The organism is Chromobacterium haemolyticum (assembly GCF_002081825.1).
Lineage (GTDB): Bacteria > Pseudomonadota > Gammaproteobacteria > Burkholderiales > Chromobacteriaceae > Chromobacterium > Chromobacterium fluminis.
Genome location: NZ_MUKU01000005.1, coordinates 139,578 through 156,225, shown reverse-complemented (window position 1 = coordinate 156,225; position 16,648 = coordinate 139,578). Strand labels below are relative to the sequence as shown.

Annotated in this window: 13 protein-coding genes and 8 tRNA genes; 13 read left to right on the top strand and 8 right to left on the bottom strand. The window is 63.3% G+C overall.

Annotated elements, in window-relative coordinates; all coding sequences use genetic code 11:
* Nucleotides 1-81: 81 nt before the first annotated feature.
* From B0T39_RS05215 to B0T39_RS05205, 3 genes are all read left to right on the top strand, one after another.
* Nucleotides 82-639, top strand: coding sequence for a peptidylprolyl isomerase (locus B0T39_RS05215; RefSeq protein WP_043639530.1), 558 nt, complete (start codon nucleotides 82-84; stop codon nucleotides 637-639).
* Nucleotides 640-705: 66 nt separating this feature from the next.
* Nucleotides 706-1,197, top strand: coding sequence for a peptidylprolyl isomerase (locus tag B0T39_RS05210; protein ID WP_019101655.1), 492 nt, complete (start codon nucleotides 706-708; stop codon nucleotides 1,195-1,197).
* Nucleotides 1,198-1,271: 74 nt separating this feature from the next.
* Nucleotides 1,272-1,988, top strand: a complete 717-nt coding sequence (locus tag B0T39_RS05205; RefSeq protein WP_081545115.1) for a UDP-2,3-diacylglucosamine diphosphatase — start codon at nucleotides 1,272-1,274, stop codon at nucleotides 1,986-1,988.
* An 84-nt stretch (nucleotides 1,989-2,072) separates the two neighbouring features.
* Here the strand turns inward: B0T39_RS05205 and tilS are convergent, their stop codons facing one another.
* On the bottom strand, nucleotides 2,073-3,329 hold the full coding sequence (tilS, locus tag B0T39_RS05200) for a tRNA lysidine(34) synthetase TilS (RefSeq protein ID WP_254894494.1): 1,257 nt from the start codon (nucleotides 3,327-3,329) through the stop codon (nucleotides 2,073-2,075).
* Nucleotides 3,330-3,390: 61 nt separating this feature from the next.
* Nucleotides 3,391-4,356, bottom strand: coding sequence for an acetyl-CoA carboxylase carboxyltransferase subunit alpha (locus tag B0T39_RS05195; RefSeq protein ID WP_019101652.1), 966 nt, complete (start codon nucleotides 4,354-4,356; stop codon nucleotides 3,391-3,393).
* Nucleotides 4,357-4,574: 218 nt separating this feature from the next.
* On the opposite strand from B0T39_RS05195, the gene B0T39_RS05190 reads away from it, so the two are divergent.
* From B0T39_RS05190 to B0T39_RS05145, 10 genes are all read left to right on the top strand, one after another.
* Nucleotides 4,575-4,650: transfer RNA gene (locus B0T39_RS05190), tRNA-Val, on the top strand.
* 13 nt (nucleotides 4,651-4,663) lie between these two features.
* A tRNA-Asp gene (locus B0T39_RS05185) sits at nucleotides 4,664-4,740 on the top strand.
* 26 nt (nucleotides 4,741-4,766) lie between these two features.
* Nucleotides 4,767-4,842 (top strand) — tRNA-Val (locus tag B0T39_RS05180).
* Nucleotides 4,843-4,853: 11 nt separating this feature from the next.
* Nucleotides 4,854-4,930, top strand: a tRNA-Asp gene (locus B0T39_RS05175).
* Nucleotides 4,931-4,956: 26 nt separating this feature from the next.
* A tRNA-Val gene (locus B0T39_RS05170) sits at nucleotides 4,957-5,032 on the top strand.
* A gap of 11 nt (nucleotides 5,033-5,043) precedes the next feature.
* Nucleotides 5,044-5,120, top strand: a tRNA-Asp gene (locus B0T39_RS05165).
* 41 nt (nucleotides 5,121-5,161) lie between these two features.
* Nucleotides 5,162-5,238, top strand: a tRNA-Val gene (locus B0T39_RS05160).
* Nucleotides 5,239-5,244: 6 nt separating this feature from the next.
* Nucleotides 5,245-5,321, top strand: a tRNA-Asp gene (locus B0T39_RS05155).
* A 188-nt stretch (nucleotides 5,322-5,509) separates the two neighbouring features.
* A complete protein-coding gene (locus tag B0T39_RS05150; RefSeq protein ID WP_081545113.1) occupies nucleotides 5,510-7,066 on the top strand; it encodes a FecR family protein in 1,557 nt (518 codons plus the stop codon).
* A gap of 9 nt (nucleotides 7,067-7,075) precedes the next feature.
* Nucleotides 7,076-8,728 carry a CHASE2 domain-containing protein gene (locus B0T39_RS05145; protein WP_081545112.1) on the top strand — a complete coding sequence of 551 codons (1,653 nt, stop codon included), beginning with the start codon at nucleotides 7,076-7,078 and terminating at the stop codon, nucleotides 8,726-8,728.
* Between the two features lie 49 nt (nucleotides 8,729-8,777).
* Here B0T39_RS05145 and B0T39_RS05140 read toward each other — a convergent pair whose 3' ends face one another.
* The 6 genes from B0T39_RS05140 to pmbA all read right to left on the bottom strand — a co-directional run bounded on the left by B0T39_RS05140 (nucleotide 8,778) and on the right by pmbA (nucleotide 16,626).
* Nucleotides 8,778-11,420, bottom strand: coding sequence for a TonB-dependent receptor plug domain-containing protein (locus B0T39_RS05140; protein WP_081545111.1), 2,643 nt, complete (start codon nucleotides 11,418-11,420; stop codon nucleotides 8,778-8,780).
* Between the two features lie 300 nt (nucleotides 11,421-11,720).
* The gene (locus B0T39_RS05135; protein ID WP_081545110.1) at nucleotides 11,721-12,212 is read right to left on the bottom strand and encodes a disulfide bond formation protein B; all 492 of its coding nucleotides are present in this window, start codon (nucleotides 12,210-12,212) and stop codon (nucleotides 11,721-11,723) included.
* 82 nt (nucleotides 12,213-12,294) lie between these two features.
* A complete protein-coding gene (locus tag B0T39_RS05130; RefSeq protein ID WP_081545109.1) occupies nucleotides 12,295-13,434 on the bottom strand; it encodes a patatin-like phospholipase family protein in 1,140 nt (379 codons plus the stop codon).
* 131 nt (nucleotides 13,435-13,565) lie between these two features.
* On the bottom strand, nucleotides 13,566-14,483 hold the full coding sequence (locus tag B0T39_RS05125) for a DNA-3-methyladenine glycosylase family protein (protein ID WP_217806198.1): 918 nt from the start codon (nucleotides 14,481-14,483) through the stop codon (nucleotides 13,566-13,568).
* A gap of 3 nt (nucleotides 14,484-14,486) precedes the next feature.
* Nucleotides 14,487-15,131, bottom strand: coding sequence for a DNA oxidative demethylase AlkB (gene alkB, locus B0T39_RS05120; protein ID WP_081545108.1), 645 nt, complete (start codon nucleotides 15,129-15,131; stop codon nucleotides 14,487-14,489).
* 151 nt (nucleotides 15,132-15,282) lie between these two features.
* Entirely contained in the window at nucleotides 15,283-16,626 is a 1,344-nt protein-coding gene (gene pmbA, locus B0T39_RS05115) for a metalloprotease PmbA (protein WP_081545107.1), read from the bottom strand.
* Between the last annotated feature and the right edge of the window lie 22 nt (nucleotides 16,627-16,648).

The following is a 16,648-nucleotide window of genomic DNA, read 5'->3' as shown; positions in this document are numbered from 1 at the left end:
TAAGCAGACCGCGCCATGCGCTGAATCAAAAGGCTGTGCTAATATTGGCGGCTCCTCATAACCCTGTTGAATAAAGCAACCATGAAACGAATGCTGAGCATGCTGGCGTTGAGCGCGCTGCCCGCCGTGGCCCTGGCCTCGCCGACAGTGGAAATGATCACGAACAAGGGCAATATCGAGATTGCGCTGGACTCGGCCAAAGCGCCCAAGACCGTGGAAAACTTCGTCGCCTACGCCAAGGCCGGCCACTACAACGGCACCGTGTTCCACCGCGTGATTGACGGCTTCATGATCCAGGGCGGCGGCTTCGACACCAAGCTGAATCAAAAACCCACCCGCGCCGCCATCGCCAACGAGGCCAACAACGGCCTGAAGAACGGCATTGGCACCATCGCCATGGCCCGCACCGCGGACCCGAATTCCGCCACCGCCCAGTTCTTCATCAACGTGGCCAACAACGACTTTCTCGACTACAAATCCCCGACGCCCCAAGGCGCCGGCTATGCCGTGTTCGGCAAGGTGACCCGCGGCATGGACGTGGTCAACCGCATCGCCAAGACCCGCACCGGCAGCATGAACGGCATGAGCGACGTGCCGTTCGAGCCTATTGTGATTCAGAAAGTCACCATCAAGCCTTAAGCTTTTCCGCAACCTCTTTCATACCGGCAGGCCGCTAACCGGCCTGCCCGTCATCAAGGAAACACCATGATCAAACTGACCACCAACTTCGGCGCCATCGTACTGGAACTGTTCGCCGACAAAGCCCCGAAAACCGCCGCCAACTTTGAAGAGTACGTAAAGAGCGGCCATTACGACGGCACCATCTTCCACCGCGTGATCAACGGCTTCATGATCCAGGGCGGCGGCTTCACCGCCGACATGTCGCAAAAGCCGACCAACGCGCCGATCGAGAACGAGGCCAACAACGGCCTGTCCAACAAGACCTACACCGTGGCCATGGCCCGCACCATGGACCCGCACTCGGCATCCGCCCAGTTCTTCATTAACGTGTCCGACAACGACTTCCTGGATTTCAAATCGGAAAGCGCCCAAGGCTGGGGCTACGCCGTGTTTGGCCAGGTTGTGGAAGGCCAGGACGTGGTGGACAGCATCAAGGCTGTGCGCACCGGTCGCAGCGGCCCGCATCAGGACGTGCCGGCCGAAGCCGTGGTGATCGAGAAAGCCGAAATCATTTGATTCGCAGACGCCGCGCAACGCGCGGCGCTCCCAGCCCGGCCGCCCGGCCGGGCTTCAACTCATCCGCACGCGACATGGCCATTCACTTCATTTCCGACCTGCACCTGGCGGACGACACACCGGCGCTGAACCGCTTGTTTTTGGACACGCTGCAAGCCTGGCAAGGCCGGATCGACGCGCTCTACATCCTGGGCGATCTGTTCGAATACTGGGTGGGCGACGACGACGATTCGCCGTTTCTGGAAACGCCGCTGGCCGCGATGCGCGCCTTCGCCGCCATCACGCCGCTGTATGTGATGCATGGCAACCGCGACTTCCTGCTGGGCGAGGGCTTCTGTCAACGCAGCGGCGCGCGGCTGCTGAACGATCCCACCTTGATTGAAGCCCATGGCCGTCGCTGCCTGCTCAGCCACGGCGACGCGCTGTGCACCGGCGACACCGCCTACCAGCAATTTCGGGCCGTCAGCCGCAACCCTCAGTGGCAGCAGGCGATGCTGGCTCGGCCGCTGGCCGAGCGCCACGCGATCGCTCGCCAAGCGCGCCAGCAAAGCGAAATGGCCAAACGGCAAAACGGGCTGACTGAGATTTCGGACGTCGCCGCCGACGCCGTCGAAGCGCTGCTGGCCGAGCACGACTGGCCAACGCTGATCCACGGCCACACCCACCGCCCTGCAACCCACCGGCATGGAGAATCCGAGCGCTGGGTGATCCAGGATTGGCATGGCGATCAGGGCGGCTATCTGCGGCTGGACGATGAGGGCATCGTCAGCCTGCCGCTGAGCGCCGCCTAAAAACCTGTTCAAAGTCTGGCCCGTGTCGCGGGACATGACATTGCAAATGCAAAACGCCCGCCGAATCGGCGGGCGTTTTTCGCATCAGCGCGGCGCCGTGGGCAGCAGCCGCCACTGCGGCCACCAGCCCGGCTCGGTGGCTAATTCAGAATCCACCACCACGCCTGGCAGCGCCAGCAGATGCCCGGCGGCGTCGCACAGCAGCGGCCAGCGCTCGCGCAAGGGCGGCGCAATGCCGGCCTCCTGCAGAAAGCTCTTCACAGGCTTGCGCCCAACCCCCGACATCAAGCGCTCTCCGCCCTCGCGCGGCCGCAGAATCAAGCCTCGCGCCAGCGTGTCCGCCGACAGGCCGCGCGGCCGCCAATCCCAACTCAGCGCCCCGCCCCACTCCGCCGACACGCGCTCCGTCGCCGGGTCCACCGGTCCAAGCGCCACGGCTCCCGGAGCCGGCAGCGCCGACAAGGCGAACAGGCCATCGCGGTAACGGTACAGCAAGCCCCGCGCCAGACTCAGCCGCGGACAACTGCCGGCGCCGGCCTCCAGCGCCTGGCGCTGAAACTCCGCCAGCGCATCCGGCTCCGGGGCCGGCCAACCCAAATCGCGCAACCAGGCCAGCAGCGTCTGGCGCTGCCTGGCCGCGGACAAAGCGCGCCAGCGGATCAAATCCAGACCACCGTCATTGCGACAAACGGCCAGATCCTGCGCCGCCACCTCGTCCAACACCGCGGCGGCGTCCGACAGCAAGCCGGCCGAGCGCGTCAGATGACGACGATAATCCGGAACCGCCGCCTCCAGTTGCGGCAGCAAACGCTGGCGTAGAAAATTACGCCGCCAGCGCTCGTCCAGATTGCTTTCGTCCTCAACCCAGCTCAAGCCCTGAGCCCGGACAAAGTCCTCCAGCTGCCGCCTGCGCAAGCCCAGCAAGGGCCGCCACAACCAGGGGCCCTCCGCCTCCAGCTTGCGCAAGGCCGGCATCGCCGCCAAGGCGCGCGCGCCGCCGCCGCGCAGCAATTGCAGCAGCACGGTTTCCGCCTGGTCGTCCAGATGATGCGCCAAGACCACCACGCCGGCGGCGGAGCGCCGGTACGCTTGATAGCGCGCCTCGCGGGCCACCGCCTCCAGGCTATCGCCGCCGCTCAAGACCACGCTCACCCGCTCCACCCGCAAAGGCGCGTCCAATGTCGCGCACAAGACGCGGCAATGTTCGGCCCAGGCGTCGGCGTTTGGACTCAAACCATGGTGCACGTGCACCGCGCGGATCTCCAACTCGGGACGGCGCGCGCGCGCGCGGCAGAGCAAGGCCAGCAGCGCCACCGAATCCAGGCCTCCGCTCAAGCCCACCTCAAAAGCACATTGGCCGGACAATTCGTCCGGCCAATGGCTTAACAGTGATTCGAGCGGGTCAGGCTGCGGCTTCCTTGAAGCGGCCATAACTCATCAATCTGTCGAAACGGGTTTTCAGCAACTCGTCGATCGGCTTGCTGGTCAAGTCTTTCAACTCTTCCTGCAGCACTCGCTTCAGCGTCGCCATCATTTGAGCGTGATCGCGATGCGCGCCGCCCACGGGCTCGTTGACCACGCGGTCGATCAGACCCAAGGTCTTCAAGCGCGGCGCGGTAATGCCCAGAGCCTCCGCGGCGTCGGACGCGCGTTCGGCGGTCTTCCACAAGATGGAAGCGCAGCCTTCAGGCGAAATCACCGAGTAAGTAGCGTATTGCAGCATGTTGACGCAATCGCCCACCGCGATGGCCAAAGCGCCGCCCGAACCGCCCTCGCCTATCACCGTGACGATGACAGGCACGCGCAAGCGGGTCATTTCATAGAGATTGCGGCCAATGGCTTCGGATTGGCCGCGCTCTTCCGCGCCAATGCCGGGCCACGCGCCGGTAGTGTCCACCAAGGTGATTACCGGGATGCCGAACTTCTCGGCCAGCTTCATCAGGCGCAGGGCCTTTCGATAGCCTTCCGGGTGAGGCATGCCGAAATTGCGGCGGATCTTTTCCTTGGTGTCCCGGCCCTTCTGCTGGCCGATCACCATCACCGACTGGCCGTTGAAACGCGCCAGACCGCCCACGATGGCGGCATCATCGGCAAACGCGCGGTCGCCGTGCAGCTCTTCGAAGTCGGTGAAAATACTCTCTATATAGTCGAGCGCGTAAGGGCGCTGCGGATGGCGCGCCACCATGGCGATTTGAGACGGCGTCAGCTTGGCGTAGAGCGTCTTGGTCAAGTCCTGGCTCTTCTTCTGCAAGCGCGCGATCTCCTCGGAGATGTCCAGCACCGAATCGTCCTGAACATAGCGAAGTTCTTCTATTTTGTTCTCGAGCTCGGCAATAGGCTGCTCAAAATCGAGAAAGGTCGGCTTCATTCTTAACGTCATCCGATAAATAGCTAATGGCGGCATGATACCTTAGCGACAAAGTCGGCGTCACCTTTCTGTCTGACAAAAACATTAAATTTTGGAGCTTTTATTCGAAATTGCCGTTGCTTGCAAAAATTTGCCGACAGACCACTTGCGCAAGCTTAAACCCTGTGTTTTAATTCGCCTCCTCGCTGAAACGCAAACGCAGCAGCGAAAAGGATTCAGGGCGTTTAGCTCAGTTGGTAGAGCGTCTGCCTTACAAGCAGAATGTCGGCGGTTCGACTCCGTCAACGCCCACCAAAGTTTTACGGTTGGAGTGGTAGTTCAGTTGGTTAGAATACCGGCCTGTCACGCCGGGGGTCGCGGGTTCGAGTCCCGTCCACTCCGCCAACAGTATTGAAGCAGTACCCGGATTCGGGCGTTTAGCTCAGTTGGTAGAGCGTCTGCCTTACAAGCAGAATGTCGGCGGTTCGACTCCGTCAACGCCCACCAAAGTTTCGGTTGGAGTGGTAGTTCAGTTGGTTAGAATACCGGCCTGTCACGCCGGGGGTCGCGGGTTCGAGTCCCGTCCACTCCGCCAACAGTATTGAAGCAGTACCCGGATTCGGGCGTTTAGCTCAGTTGGTAGAGCGTCTGCCTTACAAGCAGAATGTCGGCGGTTCGACTCCGTCAACGCCCACCAAAGTTTCGGTTGGAGTGGTAGTTCAGTTGGTTAGAATACCGGCCTGTCACGCCGGGGGTCGCGGGTTCGAGTCCCGTCCACTCCGCCAACAGTCTTAAAAGCAGCACCCGGAAACGGTGCAACAGTTTCGGGCGGTTAGTCTCAGTTGGTAGAGCACTGCCTTCACACGGCAGGGGTCGCTGGTTCGAGTCCAGTACCGCCCACCAATTGCTGGAGTGGTAGTTCAGTTGGTTAGAATACCGGCCTGTCACGCCGGGGGTCGCGGGTTCGAGTCCCGTCCACTCCGCCAAGCATTGTAAAGAAGCAGCCTTTAGGCTGCTTTTTTGCATTTTGCGTCGCATATTTCAAGCTAGCATTCGCTTATCTCCCAATTTAGGACAAGCAACTACCATTCTATTGCTTATCAGCTTGCAATGCGTCTAGGCTACGGTGATACTTTTGGTTGACTTTCTGCATTCCATATAAAGAGATTCAACTATGCGCAATTTAATCCTGGCGACTGGCTGCTTCGCCAGCACGCTGGCCCTGGCAGGCGACCCCGCCGACAAGGCTATCTGGGAATATACGGTCAAAAACGGCGATAATCTGTGGTCGCTGGCGGCCGAGCATTTGTCGTCTCCCGCTTATGTGCCGAAGCTGCAAGCCAGAAATCGTATCGCCAATCCTTATCGGCTGATCCCCGGCAGCATCTTGCGGGTCCCCTACCCCTGGATCAAGCAAGCGCAATCCGACGCCACGCTGGAAGAAATGTCCGGAGAGCCCACCGCGACCGACGCCAAGGGCAAGCCGCTGGATCTGGCGGTGGGCAAAAAATACCCCAAAGGCACCCGTTTCACGACCGGAAACGACGCCATGATCAAACTGCGCTTCGTCGACGGCTCTTCGCTGGTAATCAACGCCAACACGGACTTAAGCCTGCAAACTCAGGTCTACTATCCCAGCACCGGGGCAATCCAGTCTCAGATCAAGCTGAACAACGGCAGCACCGGCAATTCGGTGATTCCCAACATCTTGATGCCCAGCCGCTACGAGATCCGCACCCCGTCGGCGGTCACCACCGTGCGCGGCACAGAATTCCGCGTCAACGCCTCCGGCGGCGAAGACACTTTGGCGGAAGTGCTCAAAGGAAGCGTAGAGGTCAAGGGCCGCCGCCGCAAGGTGGACGTGCCGGCCGGCTTCGGCACCCTGTCCAGCCGCAAAAGCGGACCTAGCAAGCCCGAGGAATTGCCGCCTCCGCCGGACCTGTCCACCGTGGCGGACAACAACCAATTCAACCCGCCGCCGCTGGAGTGGCAGCGCGACGAGCGCGCCGCCTCCTACCGCGTGACGCTGAGCGGCAAGAAGCGCCTGGCCGAGCGCCAGCTGCAGGCGCCGCGCTACTATCCACGCCTGCCGGGCAACGGCGATTACGTGCTGCACGTCCGCGCCAAGAACCGCTCCGGCCTGGAAGGCTACGACAGCACGCGCAGCTTCAAGCTGCAAGCCTACCCGCTCCCACCGCTGTTATTCACGCACGCGGACGGCATCCAGCTGCGCGGCAAATCCCTGACCTTGCGGGTGGACGCCAGCGCGGAACGCCCGCTGCGGCTGCAGATTTCGCGCCAGCCGGATTTCGCCCAGCCGCTGCTGGAACAGACCGTGACCGAGGCCGAGTTCAAAGCCGAATTGCCGGAGTCCGGCATCTGGTACTGGAGGCTCGCGCGGCTGGACGCGCAAGGCCAACCGGGCCCTTTCTCCGCCGCGCAAAAAGTGGAGTCCAAGGGCTGGCTCAGCCGTCTGGACAAAACCACCCCGGTGCTGGCCGCCCGCCCCTATCCCATTGCGCACGCGCGCTACACGCTGACGCTCACTGCTGCCCAGGCCGCCAACGCGCAGCCGTTCTCGCTGAGCAGCGACAGGCCGCAATGGGAGCTAAAGGCGCTGGAAGCCTTGCCAGCCGGACAATACAAGGCAAGCGTCAAGATAGAAGGAGAGCACGGCTACTTGGCGACGGAAGAGCAAGAAATGCTCACTCTTCCCGGAAAACTTCCCTAGAATGGCAACATGCTAACTTACTATCGCGACAAGATTCTGCGCTTGTTGCCTTTTTTGCTGGCCCTGCTCGCGGCCCTGCTGACTCTCTCCGGCCTATTGCTGCGGCTGGACTTCTGGCTGTACGACGGACTGATACGGATCAAGTCCAACCATACCCAGACCAGCGACATCGTCGTCATCGCGGTGGACGAGCGCAGCTTGTCGGAACTGGGCCGCTGGCCCTGGCCGCGCGAGTATCACGCCCAGTTGGTGGACAAGCTGGCGCAGGCCAAGGCCGTGGGCCTGGACATTGTGTTGGCCGAGCCCTCGCACAATATGCCGGAATCGGATCAAGCGCTGGCCGACGCCATCCGCCGCAACGGCAAAGTCATCAGTCCGGTGTTTCCGGAAATGCAGGACAACCGTCTGACCGAGACCCGCCCCTTGCCCGGCATCGCCGCGGCCAGCGCCGGCCTGGGCCACACCGACTACGAGCTGGACAGCGACGGCGTGATACGCCGCGTCTATCTGAAAGCGGGCCTGGGCTCTCCCCACCACCCCAATTTCGCGCAGGCGGTGCTGGACTTGGCCAATGGCCAGCGTCAGTCCGAGCAGCAGAAAATGGCGATGCCGCATGGCAAACCCGACAGCTGGCTGCGCGAAGACCCTGTAATGGTGCCTTATCTGACAGGCTCCCCGCCATTCCAGCAGGTATCCTATATCGACGCGCTCAATCAACTGCCACCGTCCTTCTTTGCCGGCAAGATCGTCCTGGTGGGCGCCACCGCCACCGGCCTGGGCGACATCCACGCCACGCCTCTGTCGGCCAACAACCGCGGCATGCCGGGTGTGGAAATCAACGCCTTCCTGCTCTACGGCTTACAGCAGGACAACACCCCCGTGCCGCTACCTCTGGGATGGAAGGCCCTTATCAACGCGCTGGCCATCTTGCTGCTAGACCTGCTGCTCTGCCGCTACAAACACCGCCAAGGCATTCTGCCGGCCTATCTGCTGGCCTCCTGTGGCGTGCTGGTGCTCAGCGTCTTGCTGCTGACGCTGGCTTCGGTTTTCTGGAGCGGCGTCACCACCGCCATCCTGCTGTGGCTGGCCGGCAGCGTCCGCTTCGTGTCGCGGCAATCCAAGCTTTTGTTGCAAGCCAACACCGACGGCCTCACCGGACTTTACAACCGCCGGCACTTCGACGAGATCCTGGCGCCGACGCTGGACAAACACCGCGCCGCCGGAAAAACCCTGGCGCTCTTGATCCTGGACGTGGACAACTTCAAAGGTTACAACGACCACTACGGCCATTACGCCGGCGATCTGATCCTGCAACGGCTGGCGCAAGAGCTGAACGCCTACTTCAGCACCCGTCGCCACATCGTGGCGCGGCTGGGCGGAGAAGAATTCGGCGTGCTGCTGGAAGAATGCGGCCAGGACCAAGCGGTGGCCGCGGCGGAAGGCTTCCGCGCACGACTGGAAGAGCTGGAGCTGCCTCATTTGAAGAGCCCCCTACGCAAAGTCACTTGCAGCATTGGCGTCGCCGCCCGGGTACCGGAAACGGATGACAACGGCCGCACTTTCTATGAAGACGCCGATAGCGCGCTCTACATCGCCAAACGCTCAGGCCGCAACGCGGTCAGCCCCGCCCCCGATACCTTGACGCCGCAGCACCTGCGCTAACCTCGCTCCGACGGCCTCGCTTCGCCATGCCCGCGGCCTATGCGCCCTCCTAGAATACGTAACGGCCGGACAGGTACAACATCCTCCCCCATAGATCGGTGGCGGGGCCGGAGTAAGCGGCCGCCCCGCCGCTGAAGCCGGCGCCGGTGGCGTAACTGGGCATCCGGTTACCCAGATTGCGTATGCCGCCACTGACGCTGAAGCCCTTGCTCGGCTTCAGGCCGAAATTGATATCCAGCGCGGTGTAGGACCCCACCCTCTCCTTCACGTCCCCGGCATTGCGGTACAGCTGGGAGTACAGGTTCTTGAAAGACGCGTAGCTGCGCGCCGTCAGCCCCAAAGAATAGCTGCCCCGGCTGTAACTCACTTCAAAGACGTTTTTCCAGCGCGGCTGCGCGCCGTAGTCGGCGTACTCCAGCATCGGATCGGTCTCGGTCTGCGATTCCCGGTAGCTGAAGATGCGGCTTTGCGCGTTGCGGAACTTGAGCTTGCCGTAAGCGCCCAGCGACCAGTCGTACTGCACATCAATGTCGACGCCGGAAGTCCGGGTCTTGCCAATATTCATGTACGGCGCGGAAATGTAGTCGATGTCCCCCCTTACGCCGGGAAGATCGGCGGGCTTGCGCGCCACGAAGCCGGGAAAACGATCCGGATTGTCCAGCACGTATTGCGGGTCCAGCGACTGCACGGTGTTGGACACCTCGATCCGGTACCAATCCACGGTGGCCGACAGCGCCGGAGTCGGCTGCAGCACCAGGCCCAGCGCGTAGTTCCGCGACTCCTCCGGATTCAGCCCCGGGTTGCCGCCGCTGCGCAGCTGATTGCTGGCCAGGCCGCAGCGTTCGCGGGCGATGCCGCGGTCGGCGCACTGCGCGTAGTCGTACACCGAAGTGTAGGCCTGGCGCGACGCGTACAGCTGAGGCAGCGTCGGCGCCTTGAAACCGGTGGTGACGGAGCCCCGCAGCATCGCCGGCTCCCAGGGGCGGAAGGAAAAAGCCAGCTTGGGGTTGAAGGTGTCGCCGAAATCGTTGTAGCGATCGGCGCGCAGCGCCAGCTGGACCTCCAGATTCTTCAACACCGGCAAATTGACTTCGCTGAAAGCGGACAGCACCGAGCGGCTGGCCCGCAGACTCTGCTGGACGGCGAAATTCATGATCTTGCCGGTTTGCAGCAGCGGGTCCGGCTGCGCGTCTATCGACTCATGCGACCACTGCAGACCGGCGGCGAAGCCGGCGGGGCCGGCCGGCAACCTGAACCACTCCTCATTGCTGGCCTTGAATTCAAACGCCGACAAACGCGACGAGGACGTGTTGGCGATGGTGGCCAGATACGGCCGCAGCGCGGCGGCGTCGTTATGCTGCGAGAACGGGTTATAGAGCGGCCCGCCGTCGGTGCCGTTCCGCAACATGGCGAGGAAAGCGTCGTTCAACACCACATTGTTCTGCCTCGCCTCCACCTTGTTCAAGCCCAGGTTCAACGAGCTCTCCAAGTCCCAGTCGCGCCACAAGGCGCGTCCGCCCAGCACCGCGCGATACGTGTCGCTGGTGATCTCGTTGAGCCGCCGGCCGCTCTCCGACAGATTGCGGGTGATCTGCAGATTGTCGGTGGGCTTGAAATCCGGGTAGACCGAGGCCAGGCCGCCGTCCCGCGGATACACCGCCCAGCCCGGGCCGACTATGGTCTGGACGAAGGAATAGCCGCCATCCAGCGGCGTCTCGGTGCGGTTCAGCCCCAGTTCGGCGAAGAACTCCGCGTCGCCGCTCAAACGCCGGGTGTAATGGGCCGTCAAGCCGTAACGGCTGGTGCGCGGCGACAGCTGCGTGCCCAGCTCGTCGACATCGGACACGCACAACGCAGCTCCGCTGGGCCGGGTGGTCAGCCTCCACGGCGGGCAGCCGGGCAAGGGCTTGGCCAGCGCATTGCTTCTGTCGGCGTTGGGCGTGCGGTCGTTCCAATAGCCCCATTGCGCGCCGCTGCGCAGATCCGGCCCGCCCTGAAAACGATAATCATTGCTGCGGGTGGCGTCGTGGTTGCGGCTGAACACCGGCTCGCGGTGGTAGACGTCGAAAGACAGCAGCAGGTTCTGCCCGTCCTGTTCCAGATCGCCGAAGCCGCCGCTCAGATTCAGCCCATGCTCGATGCCGTCTCCATCCAGATTGCCGCCGCCGCGCAAGGTCGCCTCGGCGCCCCGGAAGTTGCGCCGGGTCTTGAAGTTGATCACGCCAGCCACCGCGTCGGAACCGTAAATGGCCGATGCGCCGTCCCGCAGAATCTCCACCGATTCGATCATCGACAGCGGCAGGGTATTCAGATCGACGAAGGCGTCGGTACCGCTAATGAACATCGCGTAATTGGGCAAGCGACGGCCGTTCAGCAATACCAGCACATACTTGGAGCTCATGCCGCGCAAACCGGCTGTGGCCGCGCCGGCGGCGAAGCTGCCGGAGTTGGTGCCAGCCAGCAAGCTGCCCACCGACGGCAGCCGGTCCAGCAACTGGATCACGGTGGACGCGCCGGTCTTGTCGATATCCTCTTTCTTGATCACCTCCACCGCCAGGGCCTTTTCCTTGCCGATGCGCTTGATATTGGAGCCGGTCACCGTCACCCGCTCCAGCGTGACGGCCTCCTCCGCCCAAGCGCCCATGCCCAAGCCCATGCCCGCCGCGGCAACCGCCAGATAGCTGCGTTTCATCTCCTTACCCCCTTGTAGTGCGCTCGCCGGTCGCGGCGCGCGCCCCTAAGCTGCCGCAGCGGGCGCTACAAAGAGATTGGCGGTGGTCGCCGGCCCCCTTCCCAAGACCGGAGGACCACACGTCCATTTAAAATCAACAACTTAAATAAATTTCGGCTGTGGCGATAAAAGCACACGCGCGTCTGCCGGCCGCGCGATTTCCGATGATGGCATTATTATTTACATCTTAAGCATGCAATAAGATCATGGCCCCAAGAAAAAGGCCGCCCAAGGCGGCCTTCGCTGCACGACAATGCGCTATCAGGCCGACTTGCGCGCCAGCAGCCAGCCGGCGAAGCCAATCACGCCAACGAAGAACACCGCTACCCAGAACGGCATCGCCATTCCCAGAAAGGTCCAGTCCACGGTGGCGCACTCGCCGCTGCCCTTCAAGACCTTGGAAATCACTTCCATCAACGGCGAGGACTCCATCAGGAACTCCAGGCCGGGACCGCAGGCCGGTACCTGGTCTGCCGGCAAGTGTTGCAGCCACAGTTGGCGTAGCGACACCGACAGGCCGCCCAAAGCGGCCAGAATCGTCAAACCGCCCCAGGCCCTGACGCCGCAACGGCCGGGGTTGACCAAAGCCGCCAACAAGGCGACGACGCCGGCGGCGATCACGCCGATGCGCTGGAAAATGCACAGCGGGCAAGGCTCCAGGCCCAACTGGTACTGCGCGAATAGTGCGAAACCCATCGCGCCGGCGCAGGCGGCGGCGATCAGCAGAAAACCTTGTCGGTTGCTCAAGCCCATATCTTCCTCAATGTTTGGCGGTAAAACGTCATGGCGCATGATTGTGCCATACAACATGGAGGATTCAGAACCGCGCCGGGGCTTAAAGTTCCAGGAAACGGCGGATAGCCTCTTTCTGATGCAAGGCATCCTTATAGCCCAAGGCGATCAACTCGCGGGTATAGCCCGGCTCAAACAGCAAATACGTGGCCAAGGCGGTGCCCCGGTGACGGGTGGCCCCGGTGCCCTTCATCAGGAAGCGCAGCAAGGGCGGGAACAGCCGGGTGTGCTTGTAGGCGATGCCCTCCAGCGATTTGCTGGGGTTGAGCATGAAGATATCCACTTTGCGCAACTGAGTCTGGCGCGCCAACTCTTCGTGGCTTTGCAACAGCGACACGGTATGGTTGACCCGGGTCAGCCGCTCCATGTCCACCGACATGCTGTCGATGAACACGCTATTGAGCAGATGGCCGAAAATCTGCGCCGGCGACGGATAAAAACCGCTGTGGCGGCGTTCTATGGTGTCCGGCCGCTTGCTGGCCAGGCCAACCACGAACAGCTTTTCCGCCCCCAGGTGCAAGGCCGGCGACAAGGGCGACAACTGACGCACCGCGCCGTCGCAGTAAAACTTCTCCCCTATGCACACCGAGGGGAAAATCAAGGGAATGGCCGAGGTGGCCATCATGTGCTCAATATTGATGCGCTCGCGCATGCCCAGCCGCTGATAGCGCTCCCACTCCTCCAAGCTGTCCGCGCCCTGGAAAAAGGTGACCGACATCCCAGTGGTGTAACACGAGGCCGTCAGCGCCAGCGCCTTGAGCGCACCGTGGCGAACAGAATGGTCTATTCCCTCGAACACCATGACCTTGGTCAGCAGTTCACGCAGCGGGGCGTTGTCGAGAAAGCTTTTGGGATTGCGCCACAGACGGCCGCCGGACATCACCGACAGGCCGAAATGCAAAAAGGTCTTCAGAAAATAACCGGAACTGGCGTCGTAGACATCCTGGATGTGTAGCTGTTTCCACATCTGCGCCAGCGTGGATACCGCCAGGTTGAAATTGCCGGCGCCGGAGGCCAGCGCCACCGCGTTGATAGCCCCGGCCGACGTGCCGCAGATGATGGGAAAGGGGTTGACGCGCGCATCCGGCAGCAGCCGGGAGATTCCCAGCAACACCCCTACTTGGTAAGCCGCGCGCGCGCCGCCGCCCGACAATACCAGTCCGATATCGGATTGCCTCCCCATCCCGCACCTCGCGTGGCTATGTTGGCGGCGGACCGGTTCTCCGGACGCCGCACGGCCTCTTGTTCTATTTAGGCATAGTCAAACGTCGCGGCCAGCGCCAAGCCCTCACGGCGGAAATCGGTAGTACAGGCTCAATAAGCGGCCGCCGTCTGCATCGCCCATAGATGCGCCCCCACCAGCGCGCGCCACGGCGCGAAGCCTTGCAACCACTGCTCGGTCTCGCGCGGAGACACCGCCTCGGCCCGTTCCAGCAAGCGCTGCAGGCCGCGCCGCACCGCCACGTCCCCGTGCAGCGAACCGTCCAGCCAGCCATAGCCGCGCAACAGCGCGTAGCTGACCGTCCACGGGCCGATGCCGGGCAAGGCCAGCAGCCGCGCGGCAATCTTCTCCGGCGCGCCGTCGTCCAGCCAGTCTTGCAAGGGCAGGCCGCCGTCTGCCGTCTGCCGGCTCAGTTCCAGCAAGGTTCGGGTTTTGGCGCGAGAGAAGCCGGCCAGCCCCAGTTGATCCGGCTCCAGTTCCGCCACCTGCTGCGGCGACGGGTGGCATAGCAGGCCGCCGCTGTGACGGTTGCCGACCAACTGCATCAGCCTGCGCCGCAGCGAAATCGCGGCATGCACGCTGATCTGCTGGCCCGTGACCGCCCAAACCAGCGCCTCAAACGGGGTGGTGGTCTGCGGCACGCGCAAACCGGGACGCGCGGCGAGCAGCCCCGCCAGTTGGGGATGACTGCGATGCGCGCGCTCGAAATCCGCCACCGGCTGTTCCAGTCCCAGCATGCGGCGCGCCATGCTTATCAACACGGCCTCGTCGCCGACCCGCGGCGGCGTATCCGCATCCAGGCCTACCCGCACCGTGTCCGCGGCGAAATCCATGCCAAGGCAGGCCGGCGCGCCGCGCCACAGCAAGCCCTTGCGCAAACCGTCCGCCGTCACCCGCTCGGATAGCTCCTGAGCGTCGCGGCGGTGGAAAGCCATGAAGTCCTCCCGACGGAAATCCTCGGGCAAGGACAGGGATAAAGACAACGAAGTGGAGTCGGCCGGTTCAGCCATGGATCAGCGCGCCTTGCGAAAAGTCAGATTGATGCGACGGCGCCCCAGCAACGGGTGCATCCCGTCCGCCACCGGCAACACCCCGTGGAAACGCATTCGGTCCGGCCCGCCCCACACCAATACGTCGCCATGAGCCAGCTCTACGCGGCCGGGACGCTCGGCGCGGCTAAGGCCGCCAAACAGGAAGATCGCCGGCAAGCCCAACGACACGGACACGATGGGCGCGCCGAAGTCGCGCTCGTCCTTATCCTGATGCAAGGACATCTTGGCGCCCGGCGCATAGCAATTGATCAGGCAGGCGTCCGGCTCGAAGCCGGGGAAGCCGGCCTCGGCGGCGGCCTCCTCGGCCAGGGCGCGCAACAAGGCCGGCATCGCCGGCCAAGGCTGGCCGCTGCCGGGGTCACGCTCGGCGTAGCGGTAGCCGCGCGCGTCGGACACCCAGCCGCAAGCGCCGCAGCTGGAAGTGGCTACCGACATCGCCCGTCCGCCCGGCGTCTGCATGCCGCGCGGAGGCACTTGCCGTAGCACCGCTTCCACTTCCGCCAGCAAGACGGCGTCGATCTCGCAAACACGTCGATGCAACAAAGCCGCGCCGGGCGACAGGCGCTCCAGCCAGCCGCCCTCTTCCGGCGCGAACAGATCCGCCATCGCCGGCCTCAGAACCTGCTCAAAGTCTCGCGAGCAAGAGCGAGACAAGGCAAAAACCGCTGAGAAAGCGGAATGTACATACGGTACATGAGCATTTCGAAGCGGTTTTTAACGCAGTATCGCCGATGCGCAGCAGACATTGAACAGGTTCTCAGGCCTCGCCGGCCACCATCATGCTACGCAACAGCACCGAGCCCATCTGCCGGCCGCCGCGCTCCAGCACGTCGTTGCCCACCGCGTCTATCTGCATGAACATCTCGCGCAGATTGCCCGCGATGGTGATTTCCTCCACCGGGTGCACGATCACGCCGCGCTCCACCCAGAAGCCGGCCGCGCCGCGCGAGTAATCACCGGTCACGGTGTTGACGCCCTGGCCCAGCAGCTCGGTCACCAGCAGGCCGGTGCCCATGGTTCGCAGCAGTTCCTCCAGGCTTTCGCCGGTGGAATGCACGACCAGATTATGCGCGCCTCCGGCGTTGCCGGTGGTCTGCATGCCCAGTTTGCGCGCAGAGTAACTGCCCAGCATATAACCCTGCAACACCCCCTTGTCCACCAGCCGGCGCGCCACCGTGGCCACGCCCTCGTTGTCGAAGGCGCCGCTGGCCATGCCGCGCAGCAAGAAGGGGTCTTCGTCTATGGTGACATTGGCCGACATCACCGGCTTGCCCAGCGAATCCAATAGGAAGGACGATTTGCGGTACAGGCTGCCGCCGCTGATGGCGGCCACCAAGTGGCTGAGCAGCGAGGCGGCTATCGGCGCCTCGAACACCACCGGATACTGCCCGGTCTTCACCTTGCGCGCGCCCAGTCGCCGCGCCGCTCGCTGGCCGGCCTTGGCGCCGATGGCTTCCGGCGCGTCCAGATCCTCACGCCGGCGCGCCGACGAATACCAGTAATCGCGCTGCATCGCGCCGCCGTCCTCGGCCACCACCGCAGCGGAAATACTGTGACGGCTGCTGGCGTAGCCGGCGATGAATCCGTGGCTGTTGGCGTAAGCGAAGTGGCTGGACTGCGACGAGGCGGTGCCGCCCTCGGAATTGCGGATGCGCGGATCGGCCGCCAGCGCCGCGGCCTCGCAGGACTTGGCCAGTTCGATGGCTTCCTCCACCGGCAGCGCCCACGGGTGGTACAAGCTGAGATCGGGAAACTCGGTGGCCATCAGCTGGGAATCGGCCAGGCCGGCGCAAGGGTCCTCGGCGGTGTAACGCGCGATGTCCCGCGCCGCGCGCACAGTGTCCGCCAGCGCTTCTTCGGAAAAATCGGAGGTGCTGGCGTGGCCCTTCTTCTGCCCCAGGTAGACGGTCACGCCCACGCCCTTGTCCTGGTTGTACTCGATGGTTTCCACCTCGGACAGGCGCACGCTCACGGTCTGGCCCAGTCCTTCGGAAACGTCGGCCTCGGCGGCGCTGGCGCCTTCGGCCTTGGCCAGTTCGATGACGCGGGAGGCGATGTCCTCCAGCGCGGCCTGGCTGAAACTGAATGTCTTGTCTGCCATAGTGTCTTTCGCAATGGTCGAA